The 13,767-nt window shown below is 68.5% G+C and carries 10 protein-coding genes; 4 read left to right on the plus strand and 6 right to left on the minus strand.

Annotated elements, in window-relative coordinates; translation table 11 throughout:
- Positions 1-86: 86 nt before the first annotated feature.
- On the minus strand, positions 87-1,721 hold the full coding sequence (locus H9634_RS07725; RefSeq protein WP_191726124.1) for an HNH endonuclease signature motif containing protein: 1,635 nt from the start codon (positions 1,719-1,721) through the stop codon (positions 87-89).
- Positions 1,722-2,234: 513 nt separating this feature from the next.
- Between H9634_RS07725 and lhgO the strand changes: the two genes are divergently transcribed.
- The gene (gene lhgO, locus H9634_RS07730; RefSeq protein ID WP_191726125.1) at positions 2,235-3,467 is read left to right on the plus strand and encodes an L-2-hydroxyglutarate oxidase; all 1,233 of its coding nucleotides are present in this window, start codon (positions 2,235-2,237) and stop codon (positions 3,465-3,467) included.
- A gap of 154 nt (positions 3,468-3,621) precedes the next feature.
- Positions 3,622-3,951 carry a transposase gene (locus tag H9634_RS07735; protein WP_191726126.1) on the plus strand — a complete coding sequence of 110 codons (330 nt, stop codon included), beginning with the start codon at positions 3,622-3,624 and terminating at the stop codon, positions 3,949-3,951.
- Positions 3,952-4,023: 72 nt separating this feature from the next.
- On the opposite strand, the gene H9634_RS07740 is transcribed toward H9634_RS07735, so the two are convergent.
- From H9634_RS07740 to H9634_RS07750, 3 genes are all read right to left on the minus strand, one after another.
- Complete coding sequence (locus H9634_RS07740; protein ID WP_191726127.1) at positions 4,024-4,716, minus strand: hypothetical protein; 693 nt, start codon at positions 4,714-4,716, stop codon at positions 4,024-4,026.
- Positions 4,717-4,818: 102 nt separating this feature from the next.
- Complete coding sequence (locus tag H9634_RS07745) at positions 4,819-5,454, minus strand: class I SAM-dependent methyltransferase (protein ID WP_191726128.1); 636 nt, start codon at positions 5,452-5,454, stop codon at positions 4,819-4,821.
- Between the two features lie 155 nt (positions 5,455-5,609).
- A complete protein-coding gene (locus H9634_RS07750; protein WP_191726129.1) occupies positions 5,610-7,190 on the minus strand; it encodes a helix-turn-helix transcriptional regulator in 1,581 nt (526 codons plus the stop codon).
- A 222-nt stretch (positions 7,191-7,412) separates the two neighbouring features.
- On the opposite strand from H9634_RS07750, the gene aceA reads away from it, so the two are divergent.
- Both aceA and aceB read left to right on the plus strand, forming a co-directional pair.
- Positions 7,413-8,702: an isocitrate lyase gene (aceA, locus tag H9634_RS07755; protein ID WP_191726130.1), complete on the plus strand. Its 1,290-nt coding sequence runs from the start codon at positions 7,413-7,415 to the stop codon at positions 8,700-8,702.
- 151 nt (positions 8,703-8,853) lie between these two features.
- Positions 8,854-10,491: a malate synthase A gene (gene aceB, locus H9634_RS07760; protein WP_191726131.1), complete on the plus strand. Its 1,638-nt coding sequence runs from the start codon at positions 8,854-8,856 to the stop codon at positions 10,489-10,491.
- A gap of 132 nt (positions 10,492-10,623) precedes the next feature.
- On the opposite strand, the gene H9634_RS07765 is transcribed toward aceB, so the two are convergent.
- Both H9634_RS07765 and H9634_RS07770 read right to left on the minus strand, forming a co-directional pair.
- Positions 10,624-11,577 (minus strand): siderophore-interacting protein, encoded by a 954-nt coding sequence (locus H9634_RS07765; RefSeq protein ID WP_191726132.1) that lies wholly within the window; start codon positions 11,575-11,577, stop codon positions 10,624-10,626.
- The gene (locus tag H9634_RS07770; RefSeq protein WP_318245040.1) at positions 11,574-13,577 is read right to left on the minus strand and encodes an iron ABC transporter permease; all 2,004 of its coding nucleotides are present in this window, start codon (positions 13,575-13,577) and stop codon (positions 11,574-11,576) included. Before H9634_RS07770 ends, H9634_RS07765 begins: the two co-directional genes overlap by 4 nt.
- Between the last annotated feature and the right edge of the window lie 190 nt (positions 13,578-13,767).

The following is a 13,767-nucleotide window of genomic DNA, read 5'->3' on the forward strand; positions in this document are numbered from 1 at the left end:
CTATGGAGTTGCTGAAGAACCATCTGTCACTGCCGGTTGTGGGCAGGCAGAAGCGTGGGGTGTGGAAGGGGTGATGGAGGTGACGGTTACGCCCGGCTGAGCTCCTCGGCATGCGCCTGATTGATGGGGTTGCTGGGTGGCTCCGACGTGGTGGTGACACCTCCGGGCAGCTGCCAGCTCAACAATCCAGTCAGAGAGTCACGGGTGACAGAGATCTTCCGCTCGGTCTTCATCTGGTGGTGCTGGCGGCAGAGCGGGTGGAGATTCTGCATCGTCGTCAGCCCGCCTTCCCTCGGGCTGCTGTGGTTGAACGGGATGATGTGGTCGAGTTCGGCCTTGACGGCGGAACGGTCGCACCCCGGAAGAGTGCAGAACTGCCACTTCTCAACGAGCGCGGTTCTGAGCGGATCGGGAATCGTGTACTTTTCCGCTGCGTGGTCCAGCACGACTCCAGTCACTGGGTCGGTGAGGAGCCGGTACACGGTTGAGTGGCCGCTTCCCACCAATTGCCGGGCGACGTCCGGTGCCACAGGGGCGCCGTTGACGGTGCCCGGCACCCCGACTGCGGATCGGTCTCCTGTGCAGCGTTCGGTGCTGGGGTTGCCACTGAGGAGTGTGAGCGCCGGTACGGTGATCGTGACGCGCGCCTGGCGCTTGAGCCAGTCGGATTCCGTCGGGCAGCTGATGCCGACTTCGCGGTAGTGCCTGCTGTAGTTCTCAGCCGTGGCATCGATGTCGATGCCGGCCGGATTCGCTGCCGGCACCGTCAGCCTGTCTGCCGTCGGTGGATCACCCGTGGCACCCGCACGAGCGGAGCCATTCGGGCTGAAGGATGCAGCGTCGTCGGTGGCAACAGTGACGGTTCCGGCCGGCAGGGAGTTGGCGAGGAAGTCGAAGATGAGCTCGCGCAGGGAACGATCGTCAGCGAGTTCGCCCCTGTCGATGATGCCGAGACTTGACGTGTTGCCGGTGATGATCGCCCGGGCGACACCGGTGAGGCGCGCTTCGAGGAGGGCGATGGCAGGTGAGGGCCCGCGGGCCACCATGGTGGCTTCACCGTGTGGGTCGTAATGGAAGCTGACGCCGCGGCGCTGCCGGATGTGCTTGGTTTGGGATTCGCGCGTTGAGAGTCGCGCGACGAGCTGGCTCACAGCACGCTTGAACGCCGCCATGTCAGAAGCGCGGATGCGCACGAGCCCGTCGTCATACTCCGGCAGCACTGACGTATCGAGACTGCGCGCTCGCCGGGTGGCATGGACGTAACGCTCGAAGGAGAGCAGGTGCTTGGCAGCCAGCCCGGTCGTCTGGGGCAGACAGATCATCCCGAGCGCTGCCGACCGAACCCGGTTGCCGATCTCGATCGGCGTTACGTCAAGCAGCTGAGCTGCATGGATGAGGCTGGTGGCAGGAATGAGGGACTCAATCCATTCGTAGGCGGCGCGGCGCCGGGCGTCGATGGCCTCGCGTTCGGTCGGTGCCGCACTGAGGGAGGGTGTCATGAGTTCGCGCACAGCGGCCAGCTGTTCGGCATGACTGTCAGGTCTGTCAGCGCTGATGCGGCTGAGGAAGAGCTCAAAGAGGTTCTTCAGCTGCGCGAGGAGGTGGCTGTCAATGCTCCTATGCGTGAGCTCAACCGTCGTCAGTGCGGCGCTGAAGTCCGAAAGCTCGTCAAAGGCGGGGTCATCGCGGTGGGTTCTGCGGGTGAGTGTCGGCACGTCCATCAACTCCATCGTTCGGCTCGTGCGTTCGATAACAACAATAGTACAGAGATGCCATCGTAGTGTCTATATCTATCGCTGAATCTCTCTGACTCTCATCAAACTCACATACTGCAATTTGAGTGAACTAGGTGTTGTGGATACGGAATCTCTGAGTGACCGGAACGCCGCAGGGTTCCGCCGACTGATGCGAAGCGAGGTCATTGCCGCAGGTGAGCGAACTGCTGCGGAAGGGCCACCGGGGCGCGGCCTGCACGCTGGCGCAGCCCGTTTCCGGTCCGCGCATCGGGCCTTCCATCCACACCCACGAACCGCTGCATCCACACCCACGAACCGCTGCATCCACACCCACGAACCGCTGCATCCACACCCGCTAATCGCCGCATCCACACCCCTCACCTCCCGCGCGATGCCGACCACCACCTCGGGCGCGGTCGGATCCACGGCGCGGGGAGACGGTTCTGGACAGGTGGGATGACCCTGGCAGGGGAGGAGGGCGGGTGACATGATGGCGTCATGAAGATCTCACGCATCGCCGTGGTCGGCGGCGGCATCATCGGCACCGCTGTCGCCCGCGAGCTCGCCCACCGCTTCGACGACGCCACCGTCACCCTGTTCGAGAAGGAGCCGCACCTGGCCGCCCACCAGACCGGCCACAACTCCGGGGTCGTCCACGCCGGCCTGTACTACGAACCCGGCAGCCTCAAGGCCAGGCTGTGCCGGGTTGGGGTCGAGAAGCTCGTGCGCTACGTCCACGAGCGGGGTGTGCCGTACCAGGAGTGCGGCAAGCTCGTCGTCGCCCACGACACGATGGAGGTCGAGCGGCTGGAGAAGATCCATGAGCGCGCCACCGCCAACGGGGTGCCGCACGTCAAGCTGCTCGATCGGCACGAGATGCGCGAGGTCGAACCGAATGTGCGCGGCGTGCTTGCGCTGCACTCGCCGCACACTGCGATCGTCGACTTCGCTGCGCTGACCGAGGCGTTCGGCGCCGATGTGGAGGCCGCTGGCGGGCAGCTGCGCTTCAACTCCGAGGTCGCCCAGCTCGACACACTCGGCAGCGAGGTCCGCATCCGGCTGGCGATGCCCGGGGCGAGCGAGTCGATGGTGACCGAGGACGCCGGATCCTTCGACCTCGTCGTCACATGCGCGGGCCTGCAGTCGGACCGGCTGGCGGTGAACTCCGGCCTCGATCCGGTGCCGAAGATCGTGCCCTTCTACGGCGACTACTTCATCATCGATCGTCCCGCCGCCGAGGTGGTGCGCGGGCTGATCTACCCGGTCCCGGATCCGAAGTACCCGTTCCTCGGCGTGCACCTGACTCGCCGCGTCGACGGGGCGCTCATGCTCGGGCCCAACGCCTTCCTCTCGCTGGGCCGGGAGTCGTACTCCAGGGGCGGTTTCGACCTGTCCGACATCGGCTCGACGCTAGGCTTCAAGGGGTTCTGGAAGTTCGCCTCGCAGAACCTCGGTGCCGCCGCGCGTGAGGTGCGCACCGCGCTCAGCCCCAAGGCCTTCATCGAGGAGGCCCGCAGGTTCGTGCCCGAGATCGACCCGATGACCGTGCGAAAGGGTCCGCGCGGTGTGCGCGCCCAGGCGATGGACGCCCAGGGCACGCTCGTCGACGACTTCGTCATCACCACCCGCGGCAGGCTCACCCAGGTGCGCAATGCCCCCTCGCCTGGAGCGACGAGTTCGATGGCGATCGCCGAGCACATCGTCGACCAGGCCGTCGCGGCCCTGCGCTGAACCGCCGGTGGGTCAGCAGTCAGGTGCCGGTCGCCCTGCGCCCAGCAGTCCCCGCTAGAGTGATCGACGACACCCACAGCGACCGTCAGCAGCCACAGTGATCGAAACACCCTACTGTGGTCGAAACAGCACCGTCAGCCCCAGGAGCGAAGCGATGGCAGGAACCCGACAGCATTACCCCGCCGAGTTCAAGGCCGAAGCGGTCCGGCAGGTGCAGACCTCCGAACGACCGGTCGCTGAGATCGCCCGCGACCTCGGCGTCAATCCCCGCACTCTGCGCGGCTGGGTAGCCGGTGCCGAACGGAGGGCCGCCGGCACCCCAACTGCGGCCGGCGGAGCCGCCCCTGAGGCGATGCGGGAGGAGCTTGCTGAGCTGCGCGCCGAGCTGGAGGCGCTGCGGGCTGAGAACGCCGACCTGCGCCAGCGCGCGGATGCGCATGCGCGCCGGACCGCGACCGATGCCTACCGGCTGCGCCGCCGCTGAACGCCATCGACGCACACGACAGCGGCCGCAGCGCCATGACTGTCATGGTGCTGCGGCCGTCGGAGTCCTGACTCAGAAGTCGACCCCGGGGAACTCCAGGTCGTAGGTCACGTGGTTGCCTTCGATCTTGGTGACCTTGGCGAGTGGGAAGTACTTCTTGTCACCGGGCACATCCATCGTGCATGTCGTCGTGGACCCGACCGAGCGGGCATGGAGGTCGTTGCAGTCGACGGTGATGCCGCTGACGCCCAAGTCCGCTTCGGCCACCTGCTTGATGTCAGCTGCGAGCACGTGGCCGGGTACGCGGTGCGAGCCACCGGAGTAGGAACCGCTGCCGGAACCGCCCGAGCCGGAACCGCCCGAGCCGGAACCGCCTGAGCCGGAACCACCCGAGCCGGTGCCGCTGCCGGAGTCGCCTGCACCGGTGCCGGTGCCGGAACCAGAGCCCGAGCCGCCGCTCGCACCCGATCCGCCGCTGGTGTCGGAGTCGCGGTTCTGGTCGTGGGTCTCGGGTGTGCCGGTGTCCTGTCGCGTGTTCTCGTCGTCGCGGCGGTCGGTGTCGGTCGAGCTGTCGTCGCTGCCTCCGGTCTCCCCGAAGCTGATCTGAAGTCCGCAGGCTGACATGCTCAGAACGGTGATGCCGCCGGCTAGCACGGTCGCGGTCTTCGTGATGATGCTGCGTGTGGTGCCCATGATCGTCTCCTCCTGGCGGCGGAGAGCGGTGTGCGGCTCCCCGCAGTGGTTGCGTTCGGTGTCGGTATCCACGCTAGGAGCGAGTGCCGCATCATCTGCGGTTATGAGGTGACTGTTCGGAGGCGCGTGTGTCAGGCCTGTGACATCACCGGTCACAGGTCGGCTGAGCCGGCGTCATCCCTGCCGGACGGCGGTGAGGATCGTGTCGCTGAAGCGCTCGTCGCGCACGACGGTCTCGACGCGCACATCGGTGAGGTAGTCCAGCGCCGAGGCCTCGGCGAAGACCTCTTCTGCGCTCGGCCGGTGGATCTGCGGAGGCGGGCCGTGCGGCGAGTCCGGGGCGTGGAGGATCCACAGCAGGTGTCCGCCGGGTGACAGCAGCCCGGCGGCGCTGGTGATCGCCGCATCGATGCCGTGCATATAGCAGCCGAGCACGAGGTCGTATCGCTCCTGCGTCGTGGCCATCCACGGCACGAGGTCGGTGGTGATGCCGACGAGGCCGTCGTCCCAGCCCTCTGCTGCTGCATGTTCGCACAGCGCGGCGATCGCCACCGGTGAGAAGTCCACGGCCGTCGTCTGCAGGCCGGCGCGGGCGAGGACTCTGGTGTTGCGGCCGAGGCCGGCGCCGAGGTCGACTGCCCGCAGCGCACTGAGCGCGTTGCCGCGCTCTTCGCCGCCCGGTCGGGCCGAGGCGTCGGGCAGGAGGCCGGCGATCGCCTCCTCCACCTCGGGGTTGGGTTCGCTGCCCTCAACGGCAGCGCCCTCCTCAGCCCAGCGGTCATTCCACAGCGTGCGCATATCTGGTTCCATGCCGCAGAGTCTAACGCATGATACCCGTAGGGGTATGTCATGCCTCTGATGTCATTTGCCGGAAGGGCCCTCGGCGGGGCCCTGCGGCGGTGGCCCGGGCCGCGAGCTCAGGCACGCTCGACCGGCAGCTCAGCTGGGCGGCCCAGCGGGGCAGGTCACTCGCCGGACCGGCGCTCGAGGAACTCGTAGACCTCGGTCGTGTCGACGCCGGGGAACACGCCGGGCGGCAGAGCGGCCAGCAGGGAGGCATGCATCCGGGCAGACGGCCATGAGGCATCGGCCCACTTCTCCTCCAGCTCATCGGGTGCCTCCCGGCAGCAGCTGGGGTCAGGGCAGCGTGACTGCGAGCGCTTCGTCGTCTCGCGGCCGTCGAACCAGCGCACATGCTGGAACGGCACCCCGAGGCTGACGGAGAAGTCGCCGGCGCCGGGCAGCACCCGGGCGGTGCACCAGTATGTGCCCTTGGGGGTGTCGGTGTACTGGAAGTACGGGCTGAACCGGTCGGAGACGGTGAACACCTGCCTGGAGGTGAACCGCTTGCACCCGTACTGGCCCTCGATCGCCCCGAGCGGGTCGGTGGGGAACGGCAGCCCGTCGTTCGAGTAGGCCTTGTGGATGGTGCCTGAGGAGTGGACCTTCATGAAGTGCACGGGCAGGCTCAGGTGCTCGGTCGCGAGGTTGGTGAACCGGTGGGCGGCGGTCTCATAGCTGACGCCGAAGAAGTCGCGCAGCTCCTCCAGAGAAATCCGGCGGTTCTTCTTCGCCTCGGTGAGGAACGGCACAGCGGCTGATTCCGGCAGCAGCAGCGCTGCCGAGAGGTAGTTCGCCTCGACCCGCTGGGACAGGAACTCGCCGTAGTCGTGCGGGGGCTGGTGGCCGAGGATGTGCGAGGCGAGTGCGGTGAGCAGGTAGGAGCGCGGGTCGTGCTCGGCCAGGTCCTGATTCGACAGGTACAGCCGCTTGTTCTTCGTGTCCGTCACCGAGCGCGTCGACTTCGGCAGATCGGAGACATAGTGCAGGCTGAAGCCGAGGTGCTCGGCCAGCCGCGCGGCCTGCGCCTGCCGCAGCGGCCCGTCGTCGTAGTCGATGACGTCGAGCAGCTCGGCAGCCGTCTGCTCCAGGCTTGCGAAGTAGTTGTGCCGGGCGCGCATGTCCTCGCGCAGCCGCTTGTTCGCCCGCCTCGCCTCCTCCGGTGTGGCCGCGCGCCGGCGCACCAGCTGGCTCAGCTGCCGCTGCAGCCCGACGATCGCCTCCAGGGCATCCTGCGGCAGCGATTTCGCCCGCACCTGCGGCAGCTGCAGGGACGTGTACAGCGGTGAGGACTGCGCGCGCTCCAGCTCCAGCTCCAGGGCGCTGCGTTCATCGACCGGCTCCGGGTCGAGCAGCGCATCGGTCGTCGTATCGAGCGCCTTGGCCAGCGCGGCGAGCATCGACAGCGAGGGCTCGCGCTTGCCGTTCTCGATCGTCGAGATCTGCGAGGCCGCCCGGTCGACCCGCCGGCCGAGCTCGTCGAGGGTGAGCTTCTTGCGCCGCCGGTAGTGCCGGACCTTCTGTCCGATGCTCAGCGCATCGGCCCCGGCCGGCTGCTCACCCCAAGTTCCCGCGCTCGAGGCGGTGGCTCCCGCGCCCGAGGCGGTGGCTGGCGTGCGCAAGGAGGCGGCACCTGGGGCGCGCGAGGAGGCGGCGCCTGGGGTGCGCGACGCGGTGGTCGCCTCGCTCCGGATGATGTTGCTCATGCCCTTCATTGTGACACACGGCACGAAAAGCGCGCAGAACACCGAAATTTCTATCCCGCAGAAGAATGCAGAATCTTCTACCCAGTTTCGATGGAAATCATGTGGCACGGGGCACAAGACTGGGGAACACAACAGAAGAACCGGCCACCGCCTCGGCGGCGGCCACGATGACAGAGAACCTCAGCGCCGGAGATCCGGCGCAGCTCGCAACAGGAGGACACCATGGCACAGGACACCCAGCAGAATCTGCACGACGTCGACGCGCTGCGCCGCGAATGGGCATCGAGCCCGCGCTGGCAGGGCATCGCCCGCGACTACAGCCCCGAGGACGTCGTCACGCTGCGCGGCTCGGTCATCGAAGAGCACACGCTCGCCCGCCGCGGTGCTGAGCGCCTGTGGGACCTGCTCCACAGCGAGGACTTCGTCAACGCCCTCGGCGCGCTGACCGGCAACCAGGCAGTCCAGCAGGTCAAAGCCGGCCTCAAGGCCATCTACCTCTCCGGCTGGCAGGTCGCCGCCGACGCCAACCTCGCCTCGCAGACCTACCCGGACCAGTCGATCTACCCGGCCAACTCGGTGCCGGCCGTCGTGCGCCGCATCAACAATGCGCTCATGCGCGCCGACCAGATCGAGCGCTCCGAAGGCATCTCCAGCGTCGAGGACTGGCTCGCCCCGATCGTCGCCGACGCCGAGGCAGGCTTCGGCGGTGCCCTCAACGTCTACGAGCTCATGCGCGGCATGATCGCAGCCGGCGCCTCGGGCGTGCACTTCGAGGACCAGCTCGGCTCCGAGAAGAAGTGCGGCCACCTCGGCGGCAAGGTCCTCGTGCCGACCGCCCAGCACATCCGCACCCTCAACGCCGCCCGCCTGGCCGCCGACGTCGAGAACGTCCCGAGCCTCATCATCGCCCGCACCGATGCCGAGGCCGCCACCCTCATGACGACCGACATCGACGAGCGCGACCAGAAGTACCTCACCGGTGAGCGCTCGGCCGAGGGCTACTACAAGGTCACCAACGGCATCGAGCCCTGCATCGACCGCGGCCTGGCCTTCGCCCCGTACTCCGACCTGCTGTGGATGGAGACCTCCACCCCGGACCTCGAGGTCGCCAAGCGCTTCGCCGAGGCGATCAAGAGCGAGTACCCGGACCAGATGCTGGCCTACAACTGCTCGCCGTCCTTCAACTGGAAGGCACACCTCGACGAGGACACGATCGCGAAGTTCCAGCGCGAGCTCGGCGCGATGGGCTACAAGTTCCAGTTCATCACCCTGGCCGGCTTCCACGCCCTGAACTACTCGATGTTCGATCTGGCCCACGGCTACGCCCGCGAGCAGATGAAGGCCTACGTCGAGCTGCAGGAGCGCGAGTTCGGCAGCGAGGACCGCGGCTACACCGCCACCAAGCACCAGCGCGAGGTGGGCACCGGCTACTTCGACCTCGTCTCAACCGCCATCAACCCGGAGTCCTCGACCACCGCCCTGAAGGACTCCACCGAAGCCGCGCAGTTCTGATGCACATCAGACGGTTCTGACCCCGCCAGAACTGCCGCGCCGCCGGCCGGGCCTTCCCGGCCGGCGCACCCCACACTCGTTCGACCTCGGCCCTGACGTTATTAGGGGTTCCGTCAGGGCCGGGGTCGATCGGACCTAGGAGAGATTTCCCATGTCACACATGATGATCACCGGCCCCATGCAGCGCGGCTACGAAACTGTGCTGACCCGTGAGGCTCTCGACTTCGTCGCCGCGCTGCACGCGAACTTCTTCGCCCGCCGCCGTGAGATCCTCGCCGCCCGCGATGTGCGCCGGGCCGCGATCGACCACGGCCGGCTGCCGGACTTCAAGGACGAGACCCGCGAGATCCGCGAGGATCCCAGCTGGCAGGTCGCAGGCCACCGCGGCGCGCCCGGCCTCGAAGACCGCCGCGTCGAGATCACCGGACCGGTCTCGGCACCGATGGCGATCAACGCGCTGAATTCCGATGCCAAGGTGTGGCTGGCCGATCTCGAAGACGCCACCAGCCCGACCTGGGACAACATCGTCACCGGCATCGGCAACCTCAGCCAGGCAGTCCGCGGCACCCTCGCCTTCACCGATGAGGCCAAGGGCAAGCACTACGAAATGACCAACCCGACCCCGCCGACGATGGTCGTGCGCCCCCGCGGCTGGCACCTGCCGGAGAAGCACCTGCGCTACGTCGACGACCACGGCACCGACACCTCGGCATCGGCCTCACTGGTCGACTTCGGCCTGTTCTTCTTCCACAACGCCCAGGCGCTCATCGACGCCGGACGCGGACCCTACTTCTACCTCGCCAAGCTCGAGGCCGCCCGCGAGGCGAAGCTGTGGGACGACGTGTTCAGCTTCGCTGAGGACTACCTCGGGCTCAGCCACGGCACGATCCGAGCGACCGTGCTCATCGAGACGATCACGGCTGCCTTCCAGATGGAGGAGATCCTCTACGAGCTGCGCGACCACTGCGCCGGACTCAACGCCGGCCGCTGGGACTACATCTTCTCGATGATCAAGAACTTCCGCAGCCACCGCGAGTTCGTGCTGCCGGACCGGTCGCAGGTGTCGATGACGGTGCCGTTCATGCGCGCCTACACCGAGCATCTCGTCAAGGTCTGCCACAAGCGCGGGGCGCATGCGATCGGCGGAATGAGCGCGTTCATCCCCAACCGCCGCCAGCCGGAGGTCACGGAGAACGCCTTCGCCCAGGTGAAAGCCGACAAGGACCGCGAGGCCGCTGACGGATTCGACGGCTCGTGGGTCGCCCACCCCGACCTCATCCCGATCGCCCGGGAGTCCTTCGACGCGGTGCTCGGCGACAAGCCCAACCAGCTCGACCGGCAGCGCGACGATGTCGAGACCACCGCAGCAGACCTGCTGTCGATGGAGGGCCTCGACGCCCAGCCGACTGAGGCCGGCGTGCGCGCCAACATCCGGGTCGGGCTCGGCTACCTCAACGCCTGGCTCTCAGGCACCGGGGCGGCAGCGCTGAACAATCTCATGGAGGATGCCGCGACCGCTGAGATCTCCCGCTCGCAGATCTGGCAGTGGATCCACCACGGCGTCATCCTCGAAGACGGCCGCCCGGTCACCCGCCGGCTCGTCGAGCGGATCATGGCCGAGGAGCTCGCAACGATCCGCCGCCACCCGGCTGACCACTACTGCGATGCCGTGCAGATCCTCCGCGAGACCGCACTCGACGACGACCTGCCCGACTTCCTCACGACACCGGCCTACAAGCAGTTCCTCGTCCACCGCCACGCCCGGGAGTACGGGGCGCTGGCCGCATAACTGAGATGAACCGCCGGAGGATCTGACCCTCCGGCCCTGCAGACAACAGCTGCCGCACCGTGCGAGCCGGTGCGGCAGCTGTTCTGCGTCCAGGGGCTGATGAGTGCGCGCCGGCAGCGCGTGCCAGGTCGTTCAGTTGCCGGAGACTCCCGGCTTCCAATAGCCCATGAACGAGCACTGCCGCTTGTCGAAGCCGTGGTCGTTGAGCAGGATCCGCCGCACCTGCTTGACCGTCGGCGCGTCGGCGGCCACCCACGTATACAGCGCGCCGGCAGCCTCGGCCTCCTCCCACAGCAGCGCCTCCCCGCTGTCAGGTTCGGTCTCGCCCGTTCCCGAGGCGGGAGTCGCCATCCGTGCATCCCCAGCCCCCGCCTCGGCGCCGGTTGCGGCGTGTGCTGCGGCCCAGGCGGCGACGGCTGCGCACAGCTGCTCCCCGCGCGCGGCGGTCGGCGCGCCGGATTCCGCGAAGCGCGGCAGCCAGGTGAAGACATCGTCAGCCCGGCAGTCGAGGTCGAGGATGTCGGCTGAGGTGGGCACCTCGATGAAGGCCCGCAGGCGGGCCGGGCTGCCGTCGCGCTGCTCGCAGGCGTTGGCGATCGCCGGGACGGCGGTCTCATCGCCGATGAGCACGACCTGCTCGGCGGCACCGGGCCGATAGGCCACGCCGCTCGTGTCATGGCCGGGCACCCGCGCATCGGGGCCGACGAGGATGACCTCCTGCCCCAACGCCGCGGTGAGGGCGAAGCGGCTGGCGGGACTGGAGGTGCCGTGGGTGACGAAGTCGACGACGACCCGGCCGGCGGCCTGGTCGACCGCCCGCACCGTATAGGTGCGCATCTGCGGCCGGGCCTCTGCCGGCTGCTCACGCCACCAGGTCAGCCAGTCGGGCGCGGCCAGCGCGGCGGCACGCTGGCGGTCATCGGCGAGAACGAGCTTCATCCGCTGGTCGAGGCGGGTGCCGCCGAAGGCCCGGAGCGCATCCCCGGCGAAGGTCAGCCGGGTGAAGTGCGGGCTGAGCCGAGTGCGTTCGACGAGTGCGGCAGGGAACGCGGTGTAGGGGTTCTGAGAACGGATGGTAGTGGTCATGAGCGGCGCATCCTCCACAGGAGCCAGATGAAATAGGGACAGCCGATGACGGCGGTGATGAGGCCGGCCGGGATCTGCGACGGGGCGATGACGGTCCGGCCGATGGCATCGGCGATGGTGAGCAGCAGCGCGCCGAGCAGTCCGGTCAGCGGCAGCAGGTGACGGTGGGTGCGCCCGATGAGCAGGCGCGCAGCGTGCGGGGCGACGAGGCCGAGGAAGGCGATCGTGCCGACGCTGATCGTGGCCGCGGCGACGAGGACGAGGGCGCAGGCGACGAGGACGCTGCGGGTGCGTCCGACGTGGACGCCGAGCACCTGCGGGGTGGTGTCGTCTATCTGCACGAGGTCGAGGTCGCGGGATACGGCGCTGAGCACGGCGCCGGTGACGACGATGGCGATGATCATCGGCAGGCACTCGACGGCGGTGGCGCCGTAGGTCGAGCCGGCCAGCCACGTCATCGCCTTCGTCTGATTCCACGGATCGGTGTGCACGAGCATGAGGGTGGTGAGCGCGGCTGCGGCGGCGGAGATGCTGATCCCGGCGAGCACCATGCGGGCATGGTCGAGGCCGGTGCGCGCTGAGATGCCGAAGAGCACGAGGCCCACCGCCGAGGCGCCGGTGAGCGCCGCGCACAGGATCGCCCAGAAGCTGGTGGTCCCGGTGATGACGATGGCAGCAACCGCGCCGGTGGCCGCGGCGGCGGAGATGCCGAGCACACCGGGGTCGGCGAGCGGATTGCGGGTGACGCCCTGCAGGATCGCACCGGCCAGTGCGAGGCTGAGCCCGCCGAGCACGGCAGCGAAGACGCGCGGCACTCGGGTCTCCAGGATGATCTCGATGCGCACGCTGGCCTGGTGGGTCAGCCAGTTGACGACATCGCCGCCGAGCAGCATCGCATCGCCGACGAGCACCGAGCCGGCGATCGCCGCCATCAGCAGGCCGGCGCAGATGGTGATGAGCAGGATGGGGTGGTGCAGGCCGAATCCGGTGCCGGCGCGCATGGTGACAAGGGAATCGGAGTCGAAGCCGGAGCGGGCGGTGCAGGCGAGAGTCGCGAGGAAGACCGCGCCGATGATCGAGGTCACGACACCGGTGGGGACCGACACGCCGTTCTGGGAGCCGAGCAGCGCCCGCATGAGCACATCGGCACCGATGACGAGGAAGGCACCGAGCAGCGCGGAGACGACGATGAGGCTGCGCTGGCGGGTCAGGCCGGGGAAGAACCCCACGAGCAGGCGGGTCAGAGCCGGCGCGCACAGCCCGACGAAGCCCACCGGCCCGGCGATCGTCACCGCCACAGCCGTGCACACGACGGCGATGACGAGGAACACCGCCTGCCAGGCCCGCACCCGCACGCCGAGACTGATCGCCGCGTCGTCGCCGAGCTGCAGCGCATCGAGGCGCCGGCCGAACAGCAGCAGCGCCGCAGCCGCGCAGGCCAGGACCGGCAACAGGGTGATGACACCCTGGATGCCGGCCTGGCTGAGGCTGCCGGCACCCCAGGCGAAGAGGCCCTGCGTCTGCCAAGGGAAGAACAGCAGCAGCATCGAGGTCAGGGCCGCAAGGCCCAGGGCGATGACCGAGCCGGCCAGCACCATCCGGATCGGTGAGCTGTGCGGTCCGGTGGAGAGGCCGATGACGAGCCCGGCGGCGAGCAGCCCGCCGGCGAAAGCCACTCCGGCACTGGAGAAGAACTGCAGGCTGACGCCGAAGGCAGCGACCGCGGTGAGGGCGAAGTAGGCTCCGGCGTTGACACCGAGCGTGTCGGGTGAGGCCAGGGAGTTGCGGGTGATCGACTGCAGGATCCCGCCGGAGAGCCCGAGGGCGGCACCGACGGCCAACCCGGCGAACAGCCGGGGCAGACGCGCATCGATGATGACCGCGCTCGCCTCAGCCGTGGAGCCGGTGAGAGTGCCGGTGAGCGTCTGCCACACCTCGGCCGGACTCAGCTCCGATGTGCCCTGCAGGAGATGGAGCAGGCTCAGCAGCGCCAGCAGCACCGCGACCGGCGCGGTCAGCAGCCCGAGGCGCAGCGCGCCCCGCGACCGGACTGCCCTCGGCGCTCCAGCCGCAGCCCCGGCCGCAGCCCCCGCCGGAGTCCCAGACGAAGCCCCCGCCGGAGTCCCAGACGAAGCCCCCGCCGGAGTCCCAGCCGAAGCCCCCGCCGGAGTCCCAGCCGCAGCTCCCGCC

This window comes from Brevibacterium gallinarum, from assembly GCF_014836885.1.
GTDB classification, from domain to species: domain Bacteria; phylum Actinomycetota; class Actinomycetes; order Actinomycetales; family Brevibacteriaceae; genus Brevibacterium; species Brevibacterium gallinarum.

What these genes read in the sequence shown, in the direction of transcription:
- H9634_RS07725 (WP_191726124.1), bottom strand. Translation starts at nt 1,721, where the DNA reads ATGGACGTGCCGACACTCACCCGCAGAACCCACCGCGATGACCCCGCC.
- lhgO (WP_191726125.1), top strand. Translation starts at nt 2,235, where the DNA reads ATGAAGATCTCACGCATCGCCGTGGTCGGCGGCGGCATCATCGGCACC.
- H9634_RS07735 (WP_191726126.1), top strand. Translation starts at nt 3,622, where the DNA reads ATGGCAGGAACCCGACAGCATTACCCCGCCGAGTTCAAGGCCGAAGCG.
- H9634_RS07745 (WP_191726128.1), bottom strand. Translation starts at nt 5,454, where the DNA reads ATGGAACCAGATATGCGCACGCTGTGGAATGACCGCTGGGCTGAGGAG.
- H9634_RS07750 (WP_191726129.1), bottom strand. Translation starts at nt 7,190, where the DNA reads ATGAGCAACATCATCCGGAGCGAGGCGACCACCGCGTCGCGCACCCCA.
- aceA (WP_191726130.1), top strand. Translation starts at nt 7,413, where the DNA reads ATGGCACAGGACACCCAGCAGAATCTGCACGACGTCGACGCGCTGCGC.
- aceB (WP_191726131.1), top strand. Translation starts at nt 8,854, where the DNA reads ATGTCACACATGATGATCACCGGCCCCATGCAGCGCGGCTACGAAACT.
- H9634_RS07765 (WP_191726132.1), bottom strand. Translation starts at nt 11,577, where the DNA reads ATGACCACTACCATCCGTTCTCAGAACCCCTACACCGCGTTCCCTGCC.